This window comes from Pseudomonas sp. LARHCG127, assembly GCF_052871455.1.
In genome coordinates this window covers 232,969-259,597 of record NZ_JBIXJT010000006.1, presented here as the reverse complement: position 1 = coordinate 259,597, position 26,629 = coordinate 232,969, and the positions used below count along the sequence as shown (strand labels likewise).

Genomic DNA, 26,629 nt, shown 5'->3' with positions numbered 1-26,629 from the left:
TTGGGGGGCGCGCTCTTGCTCGCTATCGGGGTTAAACATCCCCATCATGCCTGACTGAACAATCGCTATCGCGAGCAAGCTCGCTCCCACAGGATTTTGTGTGGCGTTGAAGAGCTACAACCCCGCCAGATGCACCACCAGCTTGACGATGCCAAACAACGTCAAGGCGAAGATCGCCGTGAAAGCGATCCCCAATATCACGAAGTGACTCGGTTTGCCGTGGGTGAAATCCCGGGCGCGGTTCTTGCCGCTCTGCACGCCGAAAGCGGCGGCCAGCACGCTGTGCATCATCTGCAACAGCGTTGGCGGCTTGTTGTCGACTGGATCGTCCATAAATCCCTCGTCTGCCATGGGTTTGGAACAAGCATAGACAAAAGATCGCAGCCTGCGGCAGCACCTACAGGAATCCACAAACCCTGTAGGAGCTGCCGCAGGCTGCGATCTTTGTGAAGCGAAGGGGTCCTAGTTGTCGTAACCCAGATTCGGCGCCAACCAACGTTCAGTCACGCTCAAATCCTGGCCCTTGCGCGCCGTATAGCTCTGCACCTGGTCCTTATCGATCTTGCCCACGGCAAAGTACTGCGCCTGGGGATGGGCGAAGTACCAGCCGCTGACCGCCGCCGCCGGGAACATGGCGTAGTGTTCGGTGAGGAACACGCCGCTGCGCCCGGCTTTCATTTCACTGGCCTCGGGATCGAGCAGGCGGAACAGCGTGGCCTTCTCGGTGTGATCCGGGCAGGCCGGGTAGCCGGGGGCAGGGCGGATGCCGGTGTATTGCTCCTTGATCAGCGCCTCGTTGTCCAGGCTTTCGTCCTTGGCGTAACCCCAGTGTTCCTTGCGCACCTGCTGGTGCAGCCATTCGGCGCAGGCTTCGGCCAAACGGTCGGCCAGGGCCTTGACCATGATCGAGTTGTAGTCGTCGCCGGCCTCTTGATAAGCCTTGGCGACTTCTTCGGCGCCGATGCCGGCGGTGGTGATGAAGCCGCCGACGTAATCGGTGACGCCGCTGTCCTTCGGCGCGACGAAGTCGGCCAGGGAGAAGTTCGGCTTGCCGTCGGTCTTGATGATCTGCTGGCGCAGGTGATGCAGGCGCGCCAGTGGCTTGCCGTCGTCGCCATAGACTTCCAGGTCATCGTCGTGCACCTGGTTGGCGGGCCAGAAGCCGAACACGGCGCGGGCGCTGATGAGTTTCTCGTCGATCAGCTTGCGCAGCATCGCCCGGGCATCGGCGTACAACGCCGTGGCCGCTTCGCCGACCACTTCGTCGGTGAGGATGCGTGGGTACTTGCCGGCCAGGTCCCAGGAGATGAAGAACGGTGTCCAGTCGATGTATTCGGCCAAGACGTTCAGGTCGATATTGTCCAGCACCTTGGCACCGGTGAAGGTCGGCTTGACCGGCTGGTAGCTGCTCCAGTCGAACTGCGGCTTCTTCGCCACGGCCGCCGGGTAGCTCAGGCGTTCGGTGCGGGCGCTGCGGTTCGAGGTGCGCTCGCGCACGTCGATGTAGTCCTGGCGGGTTTTCTCGACGAACGCCGGCTTGAGTTCCTTGGACAGCAACTGGGTCGCCACGCCCACGGCGCGGGAAGCGTCGGTGACATAGATCACCGCATCGTTGCTGTACTTGGGCTCGATCTTCACCGCCGTGTGAGCCTTGGAGGTCGTAGCACCGCCAATCATCAACGGCAGATGGAAATCCTGGCGCTGCATCTCCCGCGCCACGTGCACCATCTCATCCAGGGACGGGGTGATCAGGCCGGACAGGCCGATGATGTCGCACTTCTGTTCCTTGGCCACCTGCAGGATCTTTTCCGCCGGCACCATCACGCCCAGGTCGACGATGTCATAGCCGTTGCACCCCAACACGACGCCGACGATGTTCTTGCCGATGTCGTGGACGTCGCCCTTGACCGTCGCCATGAGGATCTTGCCCTTCGCCTCTGGCTTGTCGCCTTTTTCCGCCTCGATGAACGGGATCAGGTGCGCCACGGCCTGCTTCATGACACGGGCAGACTTGACCACTTGGGGCAGGAACATTTTGCCAGCGCCAAACAGGTCGCCGACGATGTTCATGCCGGCCATCAGCGGGCCTTCGATGACCTCGATCGGCCGGGCGAACGACAGTCGCGATTCCTCGGTGTCTTCAACGATGTGGGTGGTTATGCCCTTGACCAGCGCGTGCTCCAGGCGCTTGTTCACTTCCCAGCCGCGCCATTCTTCGGTTTCCGCTTCCTTGACGCTGCCGTCGCCCTTGTACTTGTCGGCGATGGCGAGGAGGGCGTCGGTGCCTTCGGGGGTGCGGTTGAGGATCACGTCCTCCACGGCGTCGCGCAGCTCCACCGGGATCTGGTCGTAGATCTCCAGTTGGCCGGCGTTGACGATGCCCATGGTCAGGCCCGCACGGATCGCATACAGCAGGAACACCGAGTGAATCGCTTCGCGCACCGGGTTGTTGCCGCGGAACGAGAACGACACGTTGGACACGCCGCCGGAGGTCAGTGCGTAGGGCAGTTCGTCGCGGATGTAGGCGCAGGCGTTGATGAAGTCCACGGCATAGTTGTTGTGCTCTTCGATACCGGTGGCAACGGCGAAGATGTTCGGGTCGAAGATGATGTCTTCCGGCGGGAAGCCGACTTCATTGACCAGGATGTCGTAGGAGCGCTTGCAGATTTCCTTCTTGCGCGCCTCGGTATCGGCCTGGCCGGCTTCGTCGAAGGCCATCACCACCACCGCGGCGCCGTAGCGCTTGCACAGCTTGGCGTGGTGGATGAACTGCTCGACGCCTTCCTTCATGCTGATGGAATTGACGATGCCCTTGCCCTGGATGCACTTGAGGCCCGCTTCGATCACTTCCCACTTGGAGGAGTCGATCATGATCGGCACCCGGGAAATGTCCGGTTCGCCGGCAATCAGATTGAGGAAGGTCACCATGGCCTTCTTCGAATCGAGCATGCCCTCGTCCATGTTGATGTCGATCACCTGGGCGCCGGCCTCGACCTGTTGCAGGGCCACTTCCAGGGCTTCGGTGTAGTTGTCCTCGCGGATCAGCCGGGCGAACTTGGCGGAACCGGTGATGTTGGTCCGCTCGCCGACGTTGACGAACAGCGAGCTGCGGTCGATGGTGAACGGCTCCAGGCCCGACAGGCGGCAGGCCCGGGGAATCTCCGGAATCTGTCGCGGCGCATAGCCGGCCACGGCCTTGGCGATGGCTTCGATGTGCGCCGGGGTGGTGCCGCAGCAGCCGCCGACGATGTTCAGGAAACCGCTCTGGGCAAACTCTTCGATGACCTTGGCCGTCTCGGCTGGCAGTTCGTCGTATTCCCCGAATTCGTTGGGCAGGCCTGCGTTGGGGTGGGCCGATACGTGGGTGCTGGCCTTGTTCGACAGCTCTTCCAGGTACGGGCGCAGTTCGCTGGCGCCGAGGGCGCAGTTCAGGCCGACGGAAATGGGCTTGGCGTGGGCCACCGAGTTCCAGAAGGCTTCGGTGGTCTGGCCGGAGAGGGTGCGGCCGGAGGCGTCGGTGATGGTGCCGGAGATCATGATCGGCAGTTCGACGTCCAGTTCTTCGTAGACGCCTTGCACGGCAAAGATCGCCGCTTTCGCGTTCAGCGTGTCGAAGATGGTTTCGATGAGGATCAGGTCGGCGCCGCCTTCGATCAGGCCCTTGGTGGCCTCGGTGTAGTTTTCCACCAGTTCATCGAAGGTCACGTTGCGGTAGCCAGGGTTGTTCACGTCTGGCGACAGCGAGCAGGTGCGGCTGGTCGGGCCGAGCACGCCGGCGACGAAGCGCGGCTTGTCCGGGGTTTCCAGGGTCTTGGCGTCGGCCACCTTACGGGCCAGGCGTGCGCCTTCCAGGTTCAGCTCGTAGGCCAGGCCTTGCATGCCGTAGTCGGCCTGGGACACCTGGGTGGCGTTGAAGGTGTTGGTTTCCAGGATGTCGGCGCCGGCATCCAGGTAGGCTTTTTCAATGGCGCCGATCACGTCGGGGCGGCTGAGCACGAGCAAATCGTTGTTGCCTTTGACGTCGCTCGGCCAGTCGGCAAAACGCTTGCCGCGGTAGTCCTGTTCTTCCAGCTTGTAGCTCTGGATCATCGTACCCATGCCGCCGTCGAGGATCAGGATGCGTTCCTTGAGGGCTTGCTGGAGAAGATAAAGGCGAGCGCTGCGATCAGACATAGGACTACCTGGAAAAAAGACCATTACGAAGGCCGGGATGATAGCAAACCTGTGCAGGATTTGATCATGACGGCTTTTGCATGAATATCGCTCATGTTTGCAAGGCGATGCTGGCCCGGTAGAATCGCCGGATTATCTCTTAGGGACCCGAGACATGCCGTACCGCGTCTTATTCGGCAGTCTGCTGCTGTTGTCTTTTACCGCAGCCGCCGGGAATCCCGCTTCCGCGATCTCCTACACTCGCGATATCCAGCCGATCTTCACGGAAAAATGCGTGGCCTGCCATGCCTGCTACGACTCCGCCTGCCAGTTGAACCTGGGCAGCGGCGAGGGCGCGGCGCGGGGGGCGAGCAAGCTGTCGGTGTATGACGGCGAGCGGCGCCAGGCGGCCGACCCGACCCGCTTGTTCTATGACGCCTCCGGCCCGCGCGCCTGGCAACGCAAGGGTTTCTATTCAGTGCTCGACGCCCAGGGCAGCCAGGCTGCGTTGATGGCGCGCATGCTGGAGTTGGGCCATCGCACGCCGTTGCAGCCTAACGCCAAGCTGCCGGAAGAGATCGTCCTGGGCCTCAACCGCGACAACAGTTGCGCGATGCCGGGTCAATTCGACGAATACGCCGGTGCCCATCCCAAGGAAGGCATGCCCCTGGCCGTCACCGGCCTGACTGACCAGCAATACCAGACCCTGCAGCGCTGGTTGGCCGCAGGCGCGCCCATCGATCAGCAGGCCCTGGCCCCAAGCGCCGCCGAAGCCTCGCAAGTGGTGCAATGGGAAAACCTGCTCAATGCCCCGGGCGCCCGGGAAAGCCTGGTGGGCCGCTGGTTGTTCGAACATTGGTTCCTGGCGCACATCTATTTCAAGGGCGGCGAGCCGGGGCATTTCTTCCAGTGGGTGCGTTCGCGCACGCCCACGGGCCAGCCGATCGACCTGATCAACACCCGCCGTCCCAACGACGACCCTGGTACCCGCATTTATTACCGGCTCTGGCCGGTACAGGGGGTGATCGTGCACAAGACCCACATCACCTACGGCTTGAGCGCGGCGAAAATGGCGCGCATCAAGAGCCTGTTCTACAGCGGCAACTGGCAGGTCAGCGCGCTGCCGGGTTATGGGCCGGAGCGCCGGGCCAATCCGTTTTCCACCTTCGAAGCGATCCCGGCCCAGGCCCGCTACCAGTTCATGCTCGATAACGCCGAGTACTTCGTGCGCACGTTCATTCGCGGGCCGGTGTGCCGTGGCCAGATCGCCACGGATGTGATCCGCGACAATTTCTGGGCGCTGTTCCAGGCCCCCGAGCACGACCTGTACATCACCGACCCGAACTATCGCGGCCAGGCCACGCCGCTATTGGCGATGCCGGGGCAGAACGATGACGTGGGCAGTGTCGTCAGCCTGTGGCTCGACTATCGGGACAAACGTAACGAATACGAAGCCTTGCGCCGCGACAACTATGCCGAGCTGCCGGCACCGAGCTGGTCGACGCTGTGGGCCGGCAACGACAACGCGCTGCTGAGCATTTTCCGGCATTTCGACAGTGCTTCGGTCACCAAGGGGCTGATCGGCGAGGTACCGCAGACAATGTGGCTGTTCGACTTCCCGTTGCTGGAGCGTACCTACTATCAGCTGGCGGTGAATTTCGACGTGTTCGGCAACGTGTCCCACCAGGCCCAGACCCGGTTGTATTTCGACTTGATCCGCAATGGCGCGGAACAGAACTTCCTGCGCCTGATGCCCGCTGACTCCCGCGAAGAGTACTTGGACGACTGGTACCAGGACGGTGGCAAAGTCAAGATGTGGCTCGATTACGAGGCCATCGACAATGACAAGCCGACGGCCCTCAAGCTTGACGAGCACGACCCCAAGCGCGATTTCGCCCAGCAATTGCTAGCCCGCTATGGCGAGCTGAACGCGCGCCCCGATCCGCTCAACCGCTGCGACGGGGCCTACTGCTCGCGCCCGAACATCGACCCGACGCTGCAAAACGCCGAGCAGGCCCTCAGTCGGCTGGTGTCGCGCCCGGCGGCGGGGCTCAAGGTGATCGACCAACTGCCGGAAGCGACGATGCTGCGCGTCGAAACCGTTGGCGGTCGGCGTGAGGTCTACAGCCTGCTGCGCAACCGCGCCCACAGCAACGTGGCGTTCCTGCTGGGGGAGGAACGGCGCTACCAACCGGGGCTGGACACGCTGACGGTCTACCCGGGCGTGCTCAGCAGCTATCCGAACTTCCTGTTCAACATTCCGGCCGGGCAAGTGCCGGCGTTCGTCGAAGCCATGCAAGGCGTCCAAGACGCGCCGGCGTTCGAGCGGATTGTCGAGCGCTGGGGGATTCGCCGCAGCCACCCGCAGTTCTGGTACTACTTCCATGACCTGAGCCAGTCCATCCAGGAGACGGAGCCCGTGGAAAGCGGTGTGCTGGACATGAATCGCTACCAGAACCTCTGATCGACAGGTCCGGTGGCAAACCCCGTGCCGCCGGATGCTTTCCTGACAAAAATACTAGGACTTTGTCCGGCGCGATGATTGGCGTAAACTGCCGGCAAGCCTGCGAGGAGTTTCCATGACCGCCATAACCATTACCGATGCCGCCCACGATTACCTGGCCGACCTGCTGTCCAAGCAGAACACGCCGGGTATCGGGATCCGCATCTTCATCACCCAGCCCGGCACCCAGTACGCAGAGACGTGCATCGCCTACTGCAAGCCGGGGGAAGAAAAACCCGAAGACACCGCGTTGGGGCTCAAGAGCTTCACCGCGTACATCGACTCGTTCAGCGAAGCTTTCCTGGACGATGCGGTCGTCGACTACGCCACCGACCGCATGGGCGGCCAGCTGACCATCAAGGCGCCGAACGCCAAGGTGCCGATGGTCAATGCCGACAGCCCGGTCAACGAGCGCATCAATTATTACCTGCAAACCGAAATCAACCCGGGGCTGGCCAGCCACGGCGGCCAGGTGTCGCTGATCGACGTGGTGGAGGACGGCATCGCCGTGCTCCAGTTCGGCGGCGGCTGCCAGGGCTGCGGCCAGGCCGACGTGACCTTGAAGGAAGGCATCGAGCGCACCTTGCTCGAGCGCATCCCGGAACTCAAGGGCGTACGCGACGTGACCGACCATACGCAGAAAGAAAACGCCTACTACTGATAGGTGTTCGCTGCGCGCAAAACGCTGTGGCGAGGGAGCTTGCTCCCGCTCGATTGCGAAGCAATCGCCAGGCAATCGATGCATTCTCGTGATGATGCAGGGGTTGCCAGGGGACCGCTTCGCGGTCCAGCGGGAGCAAGCTCCCTCGCCACAAAAGCTTCGGTGATCGCCGCGTAAACCTGTGGGCACCTGCCGAACCCTGTGGGAGCTGCGGTGACCGTCACTTTTCTTGTCGCTCCCACAGGGAATCTGGGTTAGCTCTTGCTGAGGGAGTCAGGGCCGGTACAGATGCGCATGCCCGGCGCGGTACAGCGAAGACTCGCTGAACACATCGTTGCCCAACACCCGTCCCACCAGAATCAGCGCCGTGCGGCGAAAGCCCTTGGCTTGTACCTTTGTCGCGATATCGTCCAACGTCCCCATCACCCAATCCTGATCTGGCCAGGTCGCCCGGTGGATCACCGCGATCGGGCAATCGGCGCCGTAGTGGGGCCGCAGTTCGTCGACGATTTTTTCCAGATGATTGACCCCCAGGTGAATCGCCATGGTTGCCCCGTGCTGGGCCAGGCTGCCCAGTTCCTCCCCGGCGGGCATCGGGGACTTGTCGGCGTAACGGGTGAGGATCAGGCTCTGGGAGATGTCCGGCAAGGTCAATTCGGCGCCCAGCAGGGCGGCGCAGGCTGAGGTCGCGGTTACTCCCGGGATGATTTCGAACGGGATGCCCAGTTCCCGCAAGCAGCGAATCTGCTCGCCGATGGCGCCGTACAAGCTCGGATCGCCGGAGTGTACCCGGGCCACGTCCTGGCCCTTGAGATGGGCGCTCTTGATCAATTCGATGATTTGTTCCAGATGCAGCTCGGCGCTGTTGATCACCTGTTCGGCACAATGGCCTTCGAGGACGGCGGTCGGCACCAGCGAGCCGGCGTAGATGATCACCGCACACTGGCGGATCAGTCGTTGGCCTTTGACCGTGATGAGGTCCGGGTCGCCGGGGCCGGCGCCGATGAAGTACACGGTCATTGACCGGCTCCTGAGAAAGGTGGGTGAGCGTCGCCCAGATGAATATCGCTCATGATCCTGGACGCCGATTATCGGGTTTTACCCCACGACCGCCAATGCCAACGTGCATTGGGGGCCTTTCTGTCGGGGAATCTGCAGTGTTGACGACGTCGTGGTGCCCAACTGGTCGGCCAAGGCCAGGGCAGCGCTTTCGGCGATACCGTGGCAACCGGTTCGCTCGAAAGCGATCTCGGAACGGTGACTGAGCCGCGGCTCGTAGTCGGCCAGTTGTTCGGCACTGAAGCAGGTCAGCGGCAAGCCCAATTGCCCGGCCAGTTCCAACAACCCGGGCTCGTCACGCTTGAGGTCGATACTGGCCAGGGCCCGCACCTGGTGAAGCTCGATGCCGTGGGCCATCAATGTCTGTTCGAGCAAGGCCCGCAGTGTGCTGGCCGGGCAACCGCGCTGGCAGCCCAGGCCGATCACCAGGATCGGCGCGGCGTTCATGCGTCGTGGTGGGCCTGGTCGCCACGGCGAAACAGCCAGGCGCTGATCAGGCCCAGGGCCAGCCAGAACGCGACGTTGGTCACCTGCGAGGCGATCTTGAACTGGCTCTCAAGCGCTTCGGGCGCCAGCATCGAGTGGACTTCCGGTTGCGGTGCGCCGATGACGTGGGGCACCAGCAACGTCGCCGCGCCCAGTATCTTGAGCAGCCAATGCTGGCCGAAGGCGATCAAGGCAATGCCCACCGCCGTGGACGCCGCGGTGCCAATCCACCACATTTGCCGCTGGGCCAGGTCGGCCGCCGCGGTGCCGGGCAGCTCCGGGGGCAGGCCGAGGGTCGGTGCCAGGACGAAGGTGGCATAACCGGCCAAGCCCCAGAGCAGGCCTTGGGAGGTGCGAGTCGGTGCGCGCAAGGTGTACAGGCCCGCCAGCATCAGGGCAAAACCCACGGCGACCACCAGGTTACCGCCGGTGGTGGACAGTACCCGCTGCCAACCGTCTTCCGGCTCCCAGGCTTCGGCGTCATGGGTATGGGTGGCCCCGTCGGCGTGTTCGTGAACCTCGGTCGTCGGAGCCTTCTCGAAGGTTTCCGCCTGGAGAATCAGCGGCGATACCCAGAAACTCTGCAACAGGGTCAACAGCAGGGCGGCCAGCAAACCGCTGAAACCGGCGGTCTGGGCGATACGCTTGATCATGTCGTCGGTTCTCAATGGCAGGGGAAGGCGGCGCTGTGGCGGGTATCGTGGGCGGCGTTGTGTACCGCTTCGATGTGGGAGAAACCGGCGAAATAGACCAACCCCGCCCCCAGGATCGAAGCCAGGATCGCGGCGCTCAGGCGTTGGCTCAGGGTGGTGGTGCTGCTGGCGGAGCGGGCGGTGCTGCTGATGGTCGACATGGCGCTTCCCTCTGTTTTTGTTCCGTGGGGGATGCGAGCGCGATGAGACCCCGGGCGAAAACCCGCCAAGGTTCGAACAGCGCCCGCCCACCGCGGGTTTGTTGATGCTTGAGTCATGGGCCGGTCTCCGGGCTCACGAGGGGCTGGGCTTGTGCCTGGCCTGCAAGCGTCACCCTTCCCATGTCCGTGGACACAGTGGTTCAGACGCTTCGCTCGCTTACCGTTGCGGGGGCAGCACCGGACTGACGTGGCTTTGGAGTAAAGCACACGATTCACCGGTTTCCCGTTTCACCCTGTGAAGGGCACCCGTAACTAGGCGCACAGGAGAGCATGGGTGGGGTCCAGGCGTCAATTCTCGCAGCGAGTCGCATCCATCGCGAGCAAGCTCGCTCCCACACAGGATCTTCGCCGGGCCCTAAATTTGAGGGCGATGCAGAACCACTGTGGGAGCGAGCTTGCTCGCGATGAGGCCCGTCCATGCACCGCAAAACGCTCTGGCGATTGACCCGCCCCCACACCCTGCGTAGCCTTGCGCCTTCGAGGTTCTTCGGCATGCGCCGGAGCTAAGAAGGGAACGCGGTCCAAGCCGCGGCTGCCCCCGCAACTGTGAACGGTGAGGTTTCTGCAAGGCCACTGTGCATGCCTTTTTACCAAAGGCGCACGGGAAGGCGCAGCAATTGCCAGTCGAAAGACCGGCCCGCCGTCAGCCAGGAGACCTGCCTCGAAACAGATTCTCACTACAACCGGGCGGGGTGATCCGGTGGCGAAATCTTCCGCACGCCTGTGCCAGCGGTTGTCGTCCCGTTTGCCCGCCACCTTGCCAAAGGGCATCCGATGAAAACACTGGCCAAACTCCCCGTCACCATCGTCACCGGCTTCCTCGGCTCGGGTAAGACCACCTTGCTGCGGCACATGCTCGACAACGCCCAGGGCCGGCGCATCGCCGTGATCGTCAACGAGTTCGGCGAGCTGGGCATCGACGGCGAGATCCTCAAGCAGTGCACCATCGGTTGCACCGAAGAAGAAGCCAACGGCCGCGTCTACGAACTGGCCAACGGTTGCCTGTGCTGCACGGTGCAGGAAGAATTTTTCCCGGTGATGCGTGAGCTGGTGGCCCGGCGTGGCGACCTCGACCACATCCTCATCGAAACCTCTGGCTTGGCCCTGCCCAAGCCGCTGGTCCAGGCCTTCCAGTGGCCGGAAATCCGCAGCGCCTGCACCGTCGATGCGGTGATCACCGTCGTGGACAGCCCGGCCGTGGCCGCGGGTACCTTCGCCGCCTTCCCCGACCAGGTCGACGCCATGCGCAAACTCGACCCGAACCTGGATCACGAATCGCCGCTGCACGAATTGTTCGCCGACCAACTGGCCAGCGCCGACCTGGTGATCCTCAACAAGGCCGACCTGATCAGCCCTGAAGACCTGGCCAGGGTGCGCCTGGAAGTCGCCGAAGAACTGCCGCCAGCGGTCAAGGTCATCGAAGCCAGCAGCGGTCGGCTGCCACTGGACGTGCTGATCGGCCTGGGCGCCGGTTCCGAAGAACACATCGACGGTCGCCACAGCCATCACGACCATCACCATGACGGCGACGATGACGACCACGATCATGACGCCTTCGATTCCATTTCCATCGAACTGCCCCAGGCCGACGAAAGCCTGCTGCTGGATGCACTGACGCAACTGGTGGTCCAGCACGGCGTACTGCGGATCAAGGGTTTTGCGGCGATCCCGAACAAGCCGATGCGCCTGTTGATCCAGGGCGTCGGTACGCGCTTCGACAAGCATTTCGACCGTCAGTGGGGCGCCGAGGAAGCGCGGGTCACCCGTCTGGTGCTGATCGGCCAGGCGCTGGATGCCGCGCTGCTCGAAGCGCAATTGCGCGCCGCCCTCAGCGCCTAAGCCATGCACCTGCTCAGGACTCAGCCCGGCGGTTTCGTGTCGGATGACAACATTGCCGACCTGGGGCAAACCCCCGCCGAACTGGTGATCCTGTGCAGCGGCGACTCCAGCCTGGCGCTATTGGCCGAAGCGGCGCGGCAGTTGCCGGACGACTACCCGCAGTTTCGCCTCGCCAACCCGATGCAGGTGCAGAACCACGCCTCGGTGGACCTGTATTTCGAAGACGTGCTGCAACACGCCAAGGTGATCCTGCTGTCGCTGCACGGCGGCATCGGCTATTGGCGCTACGGCATCGAGCGCCTGATGGAGCTGGCCGGACGCGGGGTGAAGCTGATCCTGGTGCCGGGGGATGACCGTCCGGACCCGGAGCTCAGTGACCTGAGCAACGTGGCCGTCGAGGACCGCGACCGGCTCTGGCAGTTCTTGCGCCAGGGCGGGTTGGGCAATGCCCTGGACTTGTTTCACAATCTCGGCAGCCAATGGTTCGGCCGCGATTACCCCTGGGCCGAGCCGCAGGCCTTGCCACGCACGGCTATCTATCACCCGGCGAAAATCAGCGCCAGCCTCGGCGATTGGCAAGCCGACTGGCAGGTCGGGCAACCGGTGGCGGCGGTGCTGTTTTATCGCTCCCACCTGCAAGCGGCGAACACCGCGTTCATCGACGTGTTCTGCCAGCGCCTGCAAGCGGCGGGGCTCAATCCGCTGCCGATTGCCGTGGCCAGCCTCAAGGAGCCGGCTTGCCTTGCGCGGGTCGAGGACTGGCTGGACGAGGTGGAAGCGGGGGTGATCCTCAACACCACCGGCTTCGCTCAATCCAGCCCCGAAGCGCCGCATTTGCGACCGTTTCGCCGCAATATCCCGGTGATCCAGGCCATTTGCGCCCAGGACAACGAACCCGGCTGGCGTGCCAACGAGCAGGGCTTGGGACCACGGGACCTGGCGATGCACATTGCCTTGCCGGAACTGGACGGACGAATCATCAGCCGTCCCATCAGTTTCAAGGACTTGGCCTGGCGCAGCGAACGCAGCCAGAGCGACGTGGTCTGCTACCGCGCCGTGCCCGAGCGCATGGATTTTGTCGCCGCACTGGCCCAGCGCTGGACCACCCTGGCGTGCCTGCCCAACGGGCAAAAGCGAGTGGCGCTGATCCTCGCCAACTACCCGACCCGGGATGGGCGCATCGGCAACGGTGTCGGCCTGGACACCCCGGCGGCGGCCTTGAACATCCTGCGGGCCTTGCAGGCCGAGGGCTATCCACTGCCGGCCGAACTGCCGGCGAGCGGCACTGCGTTGATCCAGCAATTGCTCGGCGGGGTCAGTAACGACCTGGACAGCCTCGACTTGCGTCCCTGTCACCAGAGCCTGGCCCTCGATGCCTACCAATCCCTGTTCGACGCGCTGCCCGAGGCCAATCGCCAAGCGGTGTTGGCACGCTGGGGCTCGCCCGACCAGGACCCGATGTTCCGCGACGGGCGCCTGATGGTCGCCGGCCTGCGCCTGGGCCTGACGTTTGTCGGCATCCAGCCGGCGCGGGGTTATCAGGTCGATCCGAGCGCGGTGTACCACGACCCGGACCTGGTGCCGCCCCACGGGTACCTGGCGTTTTATTTCTGGTTGCGCCACACCTACGGCGTCCACGCAACGATCCACGTCGGCAAGCACGGCAACCTCGAATGGCTGCCGGGCAAGGGCGTCGGGCTCTCGGAAAACTGCTGGCCGGACGTGCTGCTGGGGCCGCTGCCGAATATCTATCCATTCATCGTCAACGACCCGGGCGAGGGCGCCCAGGCCAAACGACGGACCCAGGCGGTGATCATCGACCACTTGATGCCGCCGCTGACCCGGGCCGAAACCTATGGGCCGCTGCGTAACCTCGAGTTGTTGGCGGACGAGTACTACGAGGCGCAATTGCTCGATCCGCGCCGCGCCCGGGAACTGCAACGGGACATCCTCAACCTGGTGCGCGAGACGCACATCGACCGTGAGCTGCAACTGGATGCCGCCCTGGACAGCGATGCCGACGCGGCGATCTGGCTGCCCCGCCTGGACACGTACCTGTGCGACTTGAAGGAGTCGCAGATCCGCGACGGCCTGCACGTTTTTGGCGAGTCGCCCAGCGGGCGGCTGCGCATCGATACGTTGCTGGCGTTGCTGCGCATTCCCCGGGGCGATGGCAAAGGCGCCCAGTCGAGTCTGTTGCGGGCGCTGGCCAAGGCGTTCGGGCTGGGTTTCGATCCGCTGGATTGTGCCTTGGCCGAGCCCTGGACGGGGGAGCGCCCCGAGGCGTTGCGTCAGGTCAGTACCGAGCCTTGGCGCACCGCCGGTGATACCCGCGAGCGCCTGGAGCTGTTCGCGGCGCAGTTGATCGAGCGGGCGCTGGACGGTGTCGTCGAGCCACTGGAGGGGGTGGGCTGGGAGACGGTTTTCGACATTATTGAAAACCTGCGGTCCGTCGTAGCCCCGCGCCTGGATGCCTGCGGCCCGGCGGAAATGCGTGGCCTGCTCGATGCCCTGGGCGGGCGCTTCGTGCCGGCCGGCCCCAGCGGCGCGCCGAGCCGCGGGCGTCTGGACGTATTGCCCACCGGGCGAAACTTTTTCTCAGTGGACGTGCGCAACCTGCCCACCACCACGGCGTGGCGCATCGGTTTCCAGTCGGCGAATCTGATCCTTGAACGGCACTTGCAGGACCACGGCGATCACCTGCGCCAGCTCGGCCTGTCGGTGTGGGGCACCGCCACGATGCGCACCGGCGGTGACGACATCGCCCAGGCCATGGCGTTGATGGGCGTGCGTCCGGTGTGGGCCACCGGCAGCCAGCGGGTCGATGACTTCGAGATCCTGCCGTTGAGCCTGCTGGACCGGCCCCGGGTCGATGTCACGTTGCGGGTGTCCGGGTTCTTCCGGGATGCCTTTGCCAACCTGATCCGCTTGTTCGACGCCGCCGTGCAGGCCGTCGCCGCCCTCGATGAGCCGGACGACATGAACCCCTTGGCGGCCAAGGTGCGCAGCGAGCGCGAAGCCTTGCAGGCGTCGGGTCTTGAGCCGGAAGCCGCGGCGCGCCAGGCCGGCTGGCGGATTTTCGGGGCCAAGCCCGGTGCCTATGGCGCGGGCGTGCAGGGTGCGATTGACGGTCGTTTGTGGCAGAGCCGCGAGGACCTGGCCGAGGTGTACCTGAACTGGGGCGGCTACGCCTACGGTGCCAGCGATGAAGGCACCGCCGCCCGGGAGCAGTTCTCCCGGCGCTTGAGCCAGGTGCAGGCGGTGTTGCAGAACCAGGACAACCGCGAGCACGACCTGCTCGATTCCAACGATTACTACCAGTTCCAGGGCGGCATGCTGGCGGCGGTCGAGACCCTCAGTGGCGATGCGGCGGCCAGTTACCATGGCGATCACAGCCAGCCGGACTTGCCCAGGATTCGTACCCTCAAGGAAGAGCTCAACCGGGTCATCCGCTCCCGCGCGGCCAATCCGAAGTGGATCGACGGCGTGAAGCGGCACGGCTACAAAGGCGCGTTCGAACTGGCGGCGACGGTGGACAACCTGTTTGCCTTCGATGCCACCACCCAATTGATCGACGATCACCAGTACGCCTTGCTGGCCGATGCCTACCTGCTCGATCCGGACACCCGAGAGTTCGTCCGCCGGCACAACCCCGACGCCCTGCGGGACATGACCGAGCGCATGCTCGAAGCGCAGCAGCGAGGGATGTGGCAGGATCCAGGCGAGTATCGCGAGGCGCTGGAGAACTTGTTGTTGGACATAGAAGAAGATGGCTGAAATGAGGACCACAGACCAGCCCTTGTGGCGAGGGAGCTTGCTCCCGCTGGGCTGCGCAGCAGCCCCCGGAACCTGAAGTCCCAGTGCCCTTTCAGAATGACGACTGCTGCGCAGCCGAGCGGGAGCAAGCTCCCTCGCCACAGGGACTCTCTCACATGCATGAGATATTCAACATGACCCACACCCCCCATTTCCCACTCTCCGCCGTGGTCGGCGCCGATGACCTGAAACTGGCCCTGTGCCTGGCCGCCATCGACCCGAGAATCGGCGGTGTGCTGATCGAAGGTCCGCGGGGCATGGCCAAGTCCACATTGGCCCGGGGCCTGGCGGACCTGCTGGCCAGCGGTCAGTTCGTCACCTTGCCCCTCGGTGCGACCGAAGAGCGGCTGGTGGGCACCCTGGACCTGGACGCGGCGTTGGGGGAAGGGCGCGCGCAGTTTTCTCCCGGCGTGCTGGCCAAGGCCGACGGTGGCGTGCTGTACGTCGATGAGGTGAATCTGCTGCCCGATCACCTGGTGGATCTGCTGCTCGATGTGGCCGCCAGCGGCACCAACCTGGTCGAGCGTGACGGCATTTCCCATCGGCACTCGGCGCGCTTTGTCCTGATCGGCACCATGAACCCGGAAGAGGGCGAGCTGCGTCCGCAGTTGCTCGACCGTTTCGGCCTGAACGTCGCCCTCGATGGTCACACCGCACCGGCCGAGCGCGGCCAGATCATCCGGCGGCGGTTGGATTTCGACAGCGATCCGTTGGCGTTCTGCGCAGAGTGGGAGACGGCTCAACAGCAGTTGCGCGAACGCTGCCAACAGGCCCGCGAGCGCTTGGCCGGGATCGCCCTCGATGATGCGGCGCTGGCGCAGATCACCGAGCGTTGTTTTGCCGCTGGGGTCGATGGCTTGCGCGCCGACCTGGTCTGGCTGCGGGCGGCCCGGGCCCATGCCGCCTGGCGCGGCGCCGCGGCGATTGCCGGCGAAGACATCGATGCGGTCGCCGAGTTTGCCTTGCGGCACCGGCGGCGCGGGCATTCGGCACCGGTGCCGTCCCAGGCACCGACGGGGGCGGAAAAAACCACCGAACCCAACGAAGGCCAGGGCCAGTGGGGCGACCTGCCAGCGCGGGCATTGCCGACCGGGGCCCGGCGCGATGTGCCGAGCTGGCCAAAAAAGCCCTAGGCATTCGCCCCCGTTCGCCGGCGGGGGCGAATGCCAGACCCCGCGCCGGACGCCTCGACCAGGGCCGTCAGGGCCGGAGCAAAGCGGCGGCCAGCGGTGCGGTGAACTGGCCGGGGACGTTGCTCAACGGCCGACCACGCCGACATGAAGATTTGCGTTGGCACGATCGCCATCGGTCTCCCCATGAGCTGTGGCTGATCATCGTCGATGCGTCGGCCTCGACCCGGCGTCATCGCGCCTTGAGTGACGGCAAAGGCCTGCTGGCGCAATTGTTCGACGACGCCTACCGACAACGCGCCCGCTTGGCGCTGCTGACAGCCAGCGGCACGCAACCGAACTGGCAGGTGCAGGGGCTAAAGGCCTCGGCCGGTCTGCGCGACTGGCTCGATGGCTTGGGTGCAGGGGGCGGAACGCCGTTGCTGGCGGCGTTGAGCGAGACCGGTCGCTGGCTGGTGGCGCGGCGCAAACGCTACCCGGCGGAGCAGCAACGGGTGCTGGTAATGACCGATGGACGCGTCAAGGAAGGGCTTTTACCGCCGGTCCTCGATTGCCCGTGCCTGTTGATCGACATCGAAAGAGGCCCGATTCGCCTGGGCCGGGCCCGGCAGTTGGCGGGGCTGTTGGGAGCTGAGTATCGGCATATCGATGAGGCTGATTGAAATGTGCTGTGACTGTCAGGGCCCTATCGCGAGCAAGCTCGCTCCCACAGGGGGCCGAGGTGTTCATCATTCATGTGTTCATGGCGAAACCCATGTGGGAGCGAGCTTGCTCGCGATGGCATCCCCTTGGTTCCAATGACCTGCCCAGCGAACCCGCATCACTGCACTATGCTCAGCCAGCCCCTCACAGGAGTGAACCATGCGCGTACTCGTCACCAATCCCCAAGACGATTTTCGGGTCAAGGCCTATGCCGGCACCAACGGCGTGCTGCTCGCCATGGACCTGGCTGAACACCGGCGCCAGGGCTTGCTGGGCTTTGCCATCGAGAAGCAGCAGGGCAACAAGCCCTGGCTGTTCCTGTTCAACAGCCTGACCTTCCCCGACAAGGCCCATACCTTTCCCCAGTTCCACGCCACCCCCAGCGACAAGGCGCCCTTGCAGAAATTTCGCTGGGCCGACTACGCCGTCAACCCCGGCGTGACGATCCATTACCGTGTGCACCTGGCCTATGGCAGTCCCGAGGCACCGCAGTTGGGTGAATCCCTGGAAGTCACCGTCACCAGCGACGACGGGCAACCGACCAACCAGCGCGTGATTTTCAACCGTGCCGTGGCCGCCAGCCAGGCGTTCCAGCGCAAGTTTCCCGAGCTGGACGCGCTGATCGACGCCAACAAGCACCTGTCCATCGACGACTGGCCCGACGCCCCGCGTCGCTGGCTGGAAAACGGTTTGCTGGGGCGCTTGATCGGTTTTATCGACCGGGCGCTGGATGCCAGCTGGGCCTTGGACGTCGCTATCTATGAATACGAACTGCCAGTGATCGTCGACGCGGTGACCGCCGCTCACGCTCGCGGCGCCCGGGTGCGAGTGCTGTACCACGCCGAGCCGGAAGACGACACCACGGCACGCAACGAAGCCAGTCTCGAGAGCATGCCGGCTGCCAACAAACGTGGGCGGGTCACCCACAACATTTTCCACAACAAGTTCATTGTGCTGAGCAAGGTGCAGGGCAGCGGTTCATTGCAACCCGAGGCCGTGCTGTGCGGCAGCACCAATTTCACCGCCAACGGTGTCTACCGCCAGGCCAACGTCGTGCATGTGCTGGACGATCCCCGGATCAGCAGCAGCTACCTCCAGGTGTTCGAGCAAATCTGGGCGACCCCCCAAGATGTCGATGCCACTCGCCAATGGTTGAACCTGAACAACGCCATGGCGCCGCAAGAGGCGTTGTTCGCCGGGTTTTCGCCGCGCACCGGGGAGGGCGACCTGGATCGTTTCGTCGACATCATCAAGGGAGCGCGAAAGGACCTGTTGTTCGTCACCGCCTTCGTGTTGCCCGACCGCATCCTCGACGCTTTGCTCGGCGCACCCAATGACGATGTGCTGCGCTACGGCCTGCAAAACACCCGGAGCCGCATCACCGGCTTCCATGCCGACCGCACCGCCGAGTTCGCCGCCACCGCGTTGCTCAACACCGGCCTGGAAGGCTGGCTGCGGGAGAATATGAAAGGCCAGAAGGGCAACCTGCTGGTGCACACCAAAGCCATCGTCACCGACTTCACCAGCGACACGCCGACCATTCTCAGCGGCAGCCACAACCTGAGCGCCGCGGCCAGCAGTGGCAACGACGAGAATTACCTCATCATCCAGGGCGACACCGACCTGGCCGACCGCTACGGCCTGGAACTGCTGCGTTTCTACGAGCATTACCGCTTTCGTTATTTCGCGAAAAAACTCGCCCTCAAGCAGGTCAAGCCGCTGGCGGTGAATGACAGCTGGAGCGATGACTATTACCGCGAGGGGGATTTGCGGATGTTGTCCCGGGTGAGGTTTTGCGGACGTTAGGTGTAGTAGTTGATCAGGTGATAGCATAGGGCCATCTATCGGCCTGGAAGCTGCCATGAAACCCTGTCACGGAACGTCCACTCTACTTCGTACCAGTGTAGCGATCCTGTTGTTGGCCCTGGGGGCTTCGGCCCTTGCCGCCAATCAGCCGTGTTCCGGGCGCAAGGGCGGTATTGCCGGGTGTGACGGCGATACCTTCTTGTGCAACGACGGTTCCATCAGCGCTTCGAAGAAGTCCTGTTCCGCGGTGCTGGGGCTTCGCAACGACGCCCGGCCGCAATCGTTGCTCAAATCAACCGACGGTTGCCAGTGCGGCAGTGGCAATTACTGCGTCGGGCCCCGGGGCGGGGTCTATTGCCCTGTGGGAGCGAGCTTGCTCGCGATGGCGTCAGGTCAGTTGGCATCAACCTTGGCTGATCCACCGCTATCGCGAGCAAGCTCGCTCCCACAGGGTAATCATTCACACATTCCAGAATGGCTCCGTTTGGGGGCGCCGAATACTCGGCGCAGCTCCGGTTTGGGACCTTGTTACCCGTGCGTCGTGGCCAACGGTAGCAACAGTGTTTGCAGGCAGACTTCACCGTCCGCCCACTTGTTTTTCTCATCTCCCTGATTTCCCTCAATTTCTATTTTTCTCTCCCAGGGCCCTCGAGCCTGTGGCACACTTTCTGCTGTCTATTCCGTTGTTACATACCATGTTCCGGTATAGCGGAATAAACTCACTCTGGAGTGCTTGCCATGCAACGCCGACCTTCCTTGTTCAAAGCGTGTGTTTTTCTCTTCGTGGCCACGACGGCTGCCATGGGGGTCGCTCAGGCGGCCGACAGCAAGCTGGACAGCGTGCTGCAACGGGGGAAATTGATCGTGGGCACGGGCAGTACCAATGCGCCGTGGCACTTCCAGGGAGCGGATGGCAAGTTGCAGGGTTTTGATATCGACATCGCGCGGATGGTCGCCAAGGGCCTGTTCAATGACCCGGAGAAAGTCGAGTTCGTGGTGCAGTCGTCCGATGCGCGTATTCCCAACCTGCTGACCGACAAGGTCGACATGAGCTGCCAGTTCATCACCGTCACCGCCAGTCGCGCCCAGCAAGTGGCGTTCACCCTGCCGTACTACCGCGAAGGCGTGGGCCTGCTGCTGCCGGCCAACAGCAAGTACAAGGAAATCGAAGACCTCAAGGCGGCGGATGACGACGTTACCGTGGCGGTGCTGCAGAACGTCTACGCCGAAGAGCTGGTGCACCAGGCATTGCCCAAGGCCAAGGTCGACCAGTACGACAGCGTCGACCTGATGTACCAGGCCGTGAACTCCGGCCGCGCCGATGCCGCCGCCACCGACCAGTCCTCGGTCAAATACCTGATGGTGCAGAACCCAGGGCGCTATCGCAGCCCGGCCTACGCCTGGAGCCCACAAACCTACGCCTGCGCGGTCAAGCGCGGCGACCAGGACTGGCTGAACTTCGTCAACACCACCTTGCATGAGGCCATGACCGGTGTGGAATTCCCCACCTACGCGGCGTCGTTCAAGCAGTGGTTCGGCGTCGAGCTGCCGTCGCCGGCGATCGGTTTCCCCGTTGAATTCAAATGACCCTGTGAGCCCGGGGCGCCCTTTGTGGGCGCACCGTCGAAGGTACTGCCGACCATGAATTATCAGTTGAACTTTGCCGCCGTCTGGCGCGATTTCGACACCTTGCTGGCGGGGCTCGGCCTGGGGCTTTCCCTGGCGCTGGTGTCGATCGCCATCGGCTGCGTGATCGGCCTGGCGATGGCGTTCGCGCTGCTCAGCAAGCATCGCGTGTTGCGGGTGCTGGCGTCGGTGTATGTCACGGTGATCCGCAATACGCCGATCCTGGTGCTGATCCTGTTGATCTACTTCGCCTTGCCGAGCCTGGGCATTCGCCTGGACAAGCTGCCGTCGTTCGTCATCACCCTCTCGTTGTACGCCGGGGCCTACCTGACCGAAGTGTTTCGCGGCGGGCTGTTGAGCATTCACAAGGGACAGCGTGAAGCGGGATTGGCCATCGGCCTGGGCGAGTGGCAGGTGAAGGCCTACGTCACCGTGCCGGTGATGCTGCGCAACGTATTGCCGGCCTTGTCGAACAACTTCATTTCGCTGTTCAAGGACACCTCCCTGGCGGCGGCGATTGCCGTGCCAGAGCTGACTTACTACGCCCGCAAGATCAACGTGGAGAGCTACCGGGTGATCGAAACCTGGCTGGTGACCACGGCCTTGTATGTCGCGGCCTGTTACCTGATTGCCATGCTGCTGCGGTATTTCGAGCAGCGCCTGGCGATCCGCCGTTAGGAGTCTCCCATGTACGAATCCCCCAGTTGGTTGCATGAGTTGTGGGTCGCCCGGGACACCCTGTGGGCCGGTTTCCTGACCAGCGTGCAGTGTTCGCTGCTGGCGATTGTGTTGGGCACCTTGATCGGTGTCGTCGCCGGATTGGCGTTGACGTACGGCCGTGTCTGGATGCGTGCGCCGTTTCGTTTCTACGTCGACCTGATTCGCGGCACGCCAGTCTTCGTGCTGGTGCTGGCCTGCTTCTACATGGCCCCGGCCCTGGGCTGGCAGATCGGCGCGTTCCAGGCCGGCGTGCTGGGCTTGACGCTGTTCTGCGGCTCCCACGTGGCCGAGATCGTGCGCGGCGCCTTGCAGGCATTGCCCCGTGGGCAGATGGAAGCGAGCCAGGCCATCGGCCTGACGTTCTACCAGGCGCTGGGTTACGTGCTGTTGCCCCAGGCGTTGCGGCAGATCCTGCCAACCTGGGTCAATTCCTCCACGGAGATCGTCAAGGCCTCGACCTTGCTGTCGGTGATCGGCGTCGCCGAATTGCTGCTCAGCACCCAGCAGATCATCGCCCGGACCTTCATGACGTTGGAATTTTACCTGTTCGCCGGGTTTCTCTTTTTCATCATCAACTACGCCATCGAATTGCTCGGACGGCACATTGAAAAGCGGGTGGCGTTGCCATGACTGACGTTTCGAAACTCTCCAGTACAAAGCTCTCAAACGCCCAGCCGCTGCTGGACATTCGCGGCCTGCGCAAACAATACGGCCCGCTGGAAGTGCTCAAGGGCGTGGACCTGAGCATGCAGCGCGGCAATGTGGTCACGCTGATCGGCTCCAGCGGTTCGGGCAAGACCACATTGCTGCGTTGCGTGAACATGCTGGAAGAATTCCAGGGCGGCCGGATCGTGCTCGACGGCGAGTCCATCGGCTATGACGAGGTGGCTGGCAAGCGCGTGCGCCACGCCGAGAAAGTCATCGCCCGCCATCGAGCCATGACCGGCATGGCCTTCCAGCAGTTCAACCTGTTCCCGCATCTGACCGCGTTGCAGAACGTCACCCTGGGCCTGCTCAAGGTGAAAAAACTGCACAAGGACGAAGCGGTGGCCCTGGCCGAAAAATGGCTGGAGCGGGTCGGCCTGTTGGAGCGGCGCGACCACTTTCCCGGCCAGTTGTCCGGCGGCCAGCAGCAACGCGTGGCGATTGCCCGGGCGATTGCGATGAACCCCAGCCTGATGCTGTTCGACGAAGTCACCTCGGCCCTGGACCCGGAGCTGGTCGGTGAGGTGCTGAACGTGATCAAGGGCCTGGCCGAAGACGGCATGACCATGCTGCTGGTGACCCACGAAATGCGCTTCGCCTTCGAGGTCTCCGACAAGATCGTGTTCATGAACCAGGGCCGCATCGAAGAACAAGGGCCACCCAAGGAGCTGTTCGAGCGGCCGCAATCGCCGCGTCTGGCGGAATTCCTCAAGAACACCCGTTTTTAATCCATTCAGCTATCAATCAGTTCAACAAGGAGATACCCATGAGCATTACGCGTTACGGCACCGGCAGCACCGCAGGCGGCGGCCAGCCACGGCCCTTCGCCCGCGCCGTGGAGGCCGATGGCTGGCTGCACGTGTCTGGCCAGGTGCCGGCGGTGAACGGCGAGATCATTGTCGGCGGGATCGTCGAGCAGACCCACCAGACCATGAAGAACCTGGTGGCCATTCTCGAAGAGGCCGGCTACGGCCTGGAAGATGTGGTGCGCTGCGGCGTATGGCTGGAGGACCCGCGGGACTTCTGGAGTTTCAACAAAGTGTTCGGCGAATACTTCAACCCGGAACACGCCCCGGCCAGGGCCTGCGTGCAGGCGAGCATGATGGTCGATTGCAAGGTCGAGATCGATTGCATTGCCTACAAGAAAAAAAGCTGAACACGGTACTCTGGAAAATTAGCTTCTGTGGCGAGGGAGCTTGCTCCCGCTCGGCTGCGCAGCAGTCGCAAGAAATTGGGCCTGCTGCGCAGGCCAGCGGGAGCAAGCTCCCTCGCCACAGTAAAGATACATGCGACTATGGGTGAAATTTCAGGAACCGAAAACATGACCGAAGACACCATCAAACGCCGGGCCCGGGGATTGGATCGGGCGTTCGATATCCTCGATTTTCTCAAGGAAATCGGCCAACCGCTGCGCCCGAACGATATTGCCAGCGGCATCGGCAGTCCCAAGTCCACGGTCTATGAACTGGTGGCGTCGCTGTTGGAGCGACGCATCCTCGAGCCGGTGGGCAAGGACGGTCACGTCTACCTGGGCCGCCAGTTGTATTTCCTCGGCCAGGCGCACTTGCGGCATTTCGATTTGAGTCGCGAGGCCGACCAGGCCTTGCAGGAGATCGTGCGCCAGACCCGGGAAACGGCGCAGATGTGCCTGCTCAACGGGCGTAAATACACCGTCGCGCTGATGAAAGAAGGCGAGCGGCATTTCCGCATCTCCTCGGACATCGGTGAAAACGCGCCGATCCCATGGACCGCGTCCGGGCGCCTGCTACTGGCGCATCTGAGTGACCAGCAGATCGTCGACCTGATCGACCCCGACGATTTCATCCTGCCGGACGGCGAGCGCCTGCCCCTGGAGCAATTTCTCAAGGAAATCCGCCAGGCTGGCCTCGATGGTTTTTTCTCCTTCGACAGCGTCGCCGACACCTTCACCCATTGCTTCGCCGCACCGGTCAAAGACCCTGGCGGCGTGGCCATCGCCACCCTGTGCATCGTCGCCCCACGGGCCGACGCCAAGAACAATTACGCCGACTACCGCCGGGTGCTGATCGAAAGCGCCAACAACCTGGCCCGTCGCATCAATGAATAGACAGCAACGGCACTAGCGGCCGTGCGCGAGGAGTTCGAACATGTCATCTGCCATCCTTAATGCCGGCGTCGAGAAGGGCGCTGCCACCGTCGGCGCCCACCTGCTGCGGGACGTCAGCCTGCCAGCGCTGGTGCTGCACCGCACGGCCCTGGAGCACAACATCCGCTGGATGCAGGATTTTGTCACCCGCAGCGGTGCCGAACTGGCGCCCCACGGCAAGACCAGCATGACCCCCGCGTTGTTTCGCCGTCAGTTGGAGGCCGGCGCCTGGGGCCTGACCCTTGCCACCGCCGTACAGACCCGTGCCGCCTACGCCCATGGCGTGCGCCGAGTGTTGATGGCCAACCAATTGGTGGGCACGCCCAACATGGCGCTGATTGCCGATCTGCTCGCCGACCCGGCGTTCGAATTCCATTGCCTGGTGGATCATCCGGACAACGTCGCTGACCTGGGCGCTTACTTCGCTTCTCGCGGCGTGCGGCTCAATGTGATGATCGAGTACGGCGTGGTCGGTGGTCGGTGTGGCTGCCGGACCGAAGCCGAGGTGCTGGCCCTGGCCGAGGCGATTCGCAGTCAACCGGCGCTGGCGTTGACCGGTATCGAAGGCTACGAAGGGGTGATCCACGGCGACCATGCCATCAGCGGCATCCGCGCGTTCGCAGCCTCCTTGGTACGGCTGGCGGTGCAGTTGCAGGACGGCGGTGCCTTCGCCATCGACAAACCGATCATCACCGCCTCGGGTTCGGCCTGGTACGACCTGATCGCCGAATCCTTCGAAGCCCAGAATGCCCACGGGCGTTTCCTCAGCGTGCTGCGGCCCGGCAGCTACGTGGCCCATGACCATGGCATCTACAAAGAGGCCCAGTGCTGTGTACTGGAGCGCCGCAGCGACCTGCACGAAGGCCTGCACCCGGCCCTGGAGGTCTGGGCCCATGTGCAATCGCTGCCGGAGCCGGGCTTCGCGGTGATCGCGCTGGGCAAGCGCGACGTCGCCTACGACGCCGGATTACCGGTGCCGCTCAAGCGCTACACGCCCGGATCGGACGCGGTGGTGGCGGATGATGTCAGCGCTTGCAAGGTGACGGCGGTGATGGACCAGCATGCGTTCATGAGCGTGGCGGCGGGGGTTGAGCTGCGTGTGGGCGACATCATTTCGTTTGGGACTTCCCACCCGTGCCTGACGTTCGACAAGTGGCGAGTGGGGTGCCTGGTGGATGAGCAACTGAGGGTGGTCGAGTCTATGGAGACTTGTTTCTGAGACTTGAGACCGAGTCGCGGCTATCGCGAGCAAGCTCGCTCCCACCGTGGATTGTTGTGAATACAACATTGTGATCACCACCATCCCCCTGTGGGAGCGAGCTTGCTCGCGATAGCGGCCCGCCAGACACCACCGAACCATCAGGAACATCCATGAGCAACCCCACACCCCGCATCGCCCTGATCGGCGAATGCATGATCGAACTGCAACAACGCGCCGACGGCAGCTTGCTGCAAAGCTTCGGCGGCGACACCCTGAACACCGCCGTGTACCTGTCCCGCGCCTTGGGCGACAGGGGCTCGGTGGATTACGTCACCGCCCTGGGCGACGACAGTTTCAGCGATGCCATGTGTGAGCGCTGGGCCGAAGAAAACATCGGGTTGCAAAGGGTCCAACGCTTGCCTGGACGCCTGCCGGGTCTGTATTGCATCCAGACCGATGCGGCGGGCGAGCGGCGATTCCTCTACTGGCGCAACGAAGCGGCGGTGCGCGAGTGTTTTACCACCCCGGCCGCCGCACCGATCCTGGCCGCATTGCCGGATTACGATGTGCTGTATTTCAGCGGCGTCACCCTGGCGGTACTCGGCGAGCAGGGGCGGCGCAAACTCATTGAGGCCCTGATCGAGGCACGGCGCCGCGGCGCCCAGGTGGTGTTCGATAACAACTACCGACCACGGCTCTGGGCCTCGGTCGAGGCGGCGCGCCTGGCGTATCGCAGCGTACTGCCTTACGTGGAGCTGGCGCTGTTGACCGTGGATGACGAACAGGCGCTGTTCGGCCATGTCGATGACGAGGCGGTATTCGCTGCGTATGCGCAGTTGGGCACGCCGGAAGTGGTGCTCAAGCGCGGTGCCGAGGCCTGTTTGATTCGTTGCGATGGGCAGTCTTATGAAGTGCCTGCCGTGCGGGTAGAGCGTGTAGTCGACACCACGGCGGCGGGAGATTCCTTCAGCGCCGCGTACCTGGCGAGCCGCTTGCTGGGCGGCAGCCCGGTGGAAGCGGCCGAGGCGGGGCATCGGCTGGCGAGCCGGGTGATCCAGGTGCCGGGGGCGTTGATTCCCAAGGACTGACATCTCCATGGAAATCAGGCTATGCCTTTGTGGCGAGGGAGCTTGCTCCCGCTCGGCTGCGCCGCAGCCGCAAAAATGGGCCTGCTGCGCAGGCCAG

General features: G+C 63.6%; 21 protein-coding genes, 1 pseudogene and 2 riboswitches. Of the genes and pseudogenes, 16 read left to right on the top strand and 6 right to left on the bottom strand.

The annotated features are described in order from the left end of the window. Positions 1–114 precede the first annotated feature (114 nt). Both ACIPQ1_RS12900 and metH read right to left on the bottom strand, forming a co-directional pair. Complete coding sequence (locus ACIPQ1_RS12900) at positions 115–333, bottom strand: DUF2970 domain-containing protein (protein ID WP_250965358.1); 219 nt, start codon at positions 331–333, stop codon at positions 115–117. Between the two features lie 129 nt (positions 334–462). Further along, entirely contained in the window at positions 463–4,173 is a 3,711-nt protein-coding gene (gene metH, locus ACIPQ1_RS12895; RefSeq protein ID WP_446534237.1) for a methionine synthase, read from the bottom strand. A gap of 154 nt (positions 4,174–4,327) precedes the next feature. On the opposite strand from metH, the gene ACIPQ1_RS12890 reads away from it, so the two are divergent. Beyond that, positions 4,328–6,616 carry a fatty acid cis/trans isomerase gene (locus ACIPQ1_RS12890; protein ID WP_446534236.1) on the top strand — a complete coding sequence of 763 codons (2,289 nt, stop codon included), beginning with the start codon at positions 4,328–4,330 and terminating at the stop codon, positions 6,614–6,616. Positions 6,617–6,731: 115 nt separating this feature from the next. Continuing rightward, positions 6,732–7,316, top strand: coding sequence for a Fe-S biogenesis protein NfuA (gene nfuA / locus ACIPQ1_RS12885; RefSeq protein ID WP_003182850.1), 585 nt, complete (start codon positions 6,732–6,734; stop codon positions 7,314–7,316). A gap of 273 nt (positions 7,317–7,589) precedes the next feature. Here the strand turns inward: nfuA and cobM are convergent, their stop codons facing one another. From cobM to ACIPQ1_RS12865, 4 genes are all read right to left on the bottom strand, one after another. Further along, positions 7,590–8,336 (bottom strand): precorrin-4 C(11)-methyltransferase, encoded by a 747-nt coding sequence (gene cobM / locus ACIPQ1_RS12880; protein ID WP_250965354.1) that lies wholly within the window; start codon positions 8,334–8,336, stop codon positions 7,590–7,592. A gap of 78 nt (positions 8,337–8,414) precedes the next feature. Next, positions 8,415–8,822 carry a cobalamin biosynthesis protein gene (locus ACIPQ1_RS12875; protein WP_250965353.1) on the bottom strand — a complete coding sequence of 136 codons (408 nt, stop codon included), beginning with the start codon at positions 8,820–8,822 and terminating at the stop codon, positions 8,415–8,417. Then, entirely contained in the window at positions 8,819–9,514 is a 696-nt protein-coding gene (locus tag ACIPQ1_RS12870; protein WP_411385020.1) for a CbtA family protein, read from the bottom strand. The genes ACIPQ1_RS12875 and ACIPQ1_RS12870 overlap by 4 nt, the downstream gene beginning before the upstream one ends. 11 nt (positions 9,515–9,525) lie before the next feature. Continuing rightward, entirely contained in the window at positions 9,526–9,714 is a 189-nt protein-coding gene (locus ACIPQ1_RS12865) for a CbtB domain-containing protein (protein ID WP_053121497.1), read from the bottom strand. Between the two features lie 101 nt (positions 9,715–9,815). Beyond that, positions 9,816–10,039, bottom strand: a riboswitch (cobalamin riboswitch). A 198-nt stretch (positions 10,040–10,237) separates the two neighbouring features. Then, a riboswitch (cobalamin riboswitch) is annotated at positions 10,238–10,452 on the top strand. 96 nt (positions 10,453–10,548) lie between these two features. Here ACIPQ1_RS12865 and cobW point away from each other — a divergent pair. From cobW to ACIPQ1_RS12795, 14 genes and pseudogenes are all read left to right on the top strand, one after another. Next, entirely contained in the window at positions 10,549–11,613 is a 1,065-nt protein-coding gene (cobW, locus tag ACIPQ1_RS12860; protein ID WP_411385019.1) for a cobalamin biosynthesis protein CobW, read from the top strand. Between the two features lie 3 nt (positions 11,614–11,616). Next, positions 11,617–15,390, top strand: a complete 3,774-nt coding sequence (cobN, locus tag ACIPQ1_RS12855) for a cobaltochelatase subunit CobN (protein ID WP_446534235.1) — start codon at positions 11,617–11,619, stop codon at positions 15,388–15,390. A 173-nt stretch (positions 15,391–15,563) separates the two neighbouring features. Continuing rightward, positions 15,564–16,562 (top strand): ATP-binding protein, encoded by a 999-nt coding sequence (locus ACIPQ1_RS12850; protein ID WP_446534234.1) that lies wholly within the window; start codon positions 15,564–15,566, stop codon positions 16,560–16,562. After that, complete coding sequence (locus ACIPQ1_RS12845; protein ID WP_446534233.1) at positions 16,487–17,221, top strand: vWA domain-containing protein; 735 nt, start codon at positions 16,487–16,489, stop codon at positions 17,219–17,221. Before ACIPQ1_RS12850 ends, ACIPQ1_RS12845 begins: the two co-directional genes overlap by 76 nt. Before the next feature lie 199 nt (positions 17,222–17,420). Further along, positions 17,421–19,067 carry a phospholipase D-like domain-containing protein gene (locus ACIPQ1_RS12840; RefSeq protein WP_446534232.1) on the top strand — a complete coding sequence of 549 codons (1,647 nt, stop codon included), beginning with the start codon at positions 17,421–17,423 and terminating at the stop codon, positions 19,065–19,067. 55 nt (positions 19,068–19,122) lie between these two features. Further along, positions 19,123–19,425: pseudogene (locus ACIPQ1_RS12835) on the top strand (hypothetical protein); the annotation flags it as partial. A gap of 380 nt (positions 19,426–19,805) precedes the next feature. Beyond that, on the top strand, positions 19,806–20,654 hold the full coding sequence (locus tag ACIPQ1_RS12830) for a transporter substrate-binding domain-containing protein (protein WP_207961909.1): 849 nt from the start codon (positions 19,806–19,808) through the stop codon (positions 20,652–20,654). A gap of 54 nt (positions 20,655–20,708) precedes the next feature. Next, the gene (locus ACIPQ1_RS12825; RefSeq protein ID WP_014338685.1) at positions 20,709–21,371 is read left to right on the top strand and encodes an amino acid ABC transporter permease; all 663 of its coding nucleotides are present in this window, start codon (positions 20,709–20,711) and stop codon (positions 21,369–21,371) included. A 9-nt stretch (positions 21,372–21,380) separates the two neighbouring features. After that, a complete protein-coding gene (locus ACIPQ1_RS12820; RefSeq protein ID WP_053121514.1) occupies positions 21,381–22,043 on the top strand; it encodes an amino acid ABC transporter permease in 663 nt (220 codons plus the stop codon). Further along, a complete protein-coding gene (locus ACIPQ1_RS12815) occupies positions 22,040–22,846 on the top strand; it encodes an amino acid ABC transporter ATP-binding protein (protein WP_250965345.1) in 807 nt (268 codons plus the stop codon). The genes ACIPQ1_RS12820 and ACIPQ1_RS12815 overlap by 4 nt, the downstream gene beginning before the upstream one ends. Before the next feature lie 38 nt (positions 22,847–22,884). Next, positions 22,885–23,274: a RidA family protein gene (locus ACIPQ1_RS12810; RefSeq protein WP_250965344.1), complete on the top strand. Its 390-nt coding sequence runs from the start codon at positions 22,885–22,887 to the stop codon at positions 23,272–23,274. A 165-nt stretch (positions 23,275–23,439) separates the two neighbouring features. Next, a complete protein-coding gene (locus ACIPQ1_RS12805) occupies positions 23,440–24,204 on the top strand; it encodes an IclR family transcriptional regulator (RefSeq protein ID WP_058543922.1) in 765 nt (254 codons plus the stop codon). A gap of 40 nt (positions 24,205–24,244) precedes the next feature. After that, entirely contained in the window at positions 24,245–25,462 is a 1,218-nt protein-coding gene (locus ACIPQ1_RS12800; protein WP_411385015.1) for an amino acid deaminase, read from the top strand. 152 nt (positions 25,463–25,614) lie between these two features. Then, positions 25,615–26,532 carry a sugar kinase gene (locus tag ACIPQ1_RS12795; RefSeq protein ID WP_411385014.1) on the top strand — a complete coding sequence of 306 codons (918 nt, stop codon included), beginning with the start codon at positions 25,615–25,617 and terminating at the stop codon, positions 26,530–26,532. Positions 26,533–26,629: the final 97 nt, after the last annotated feature.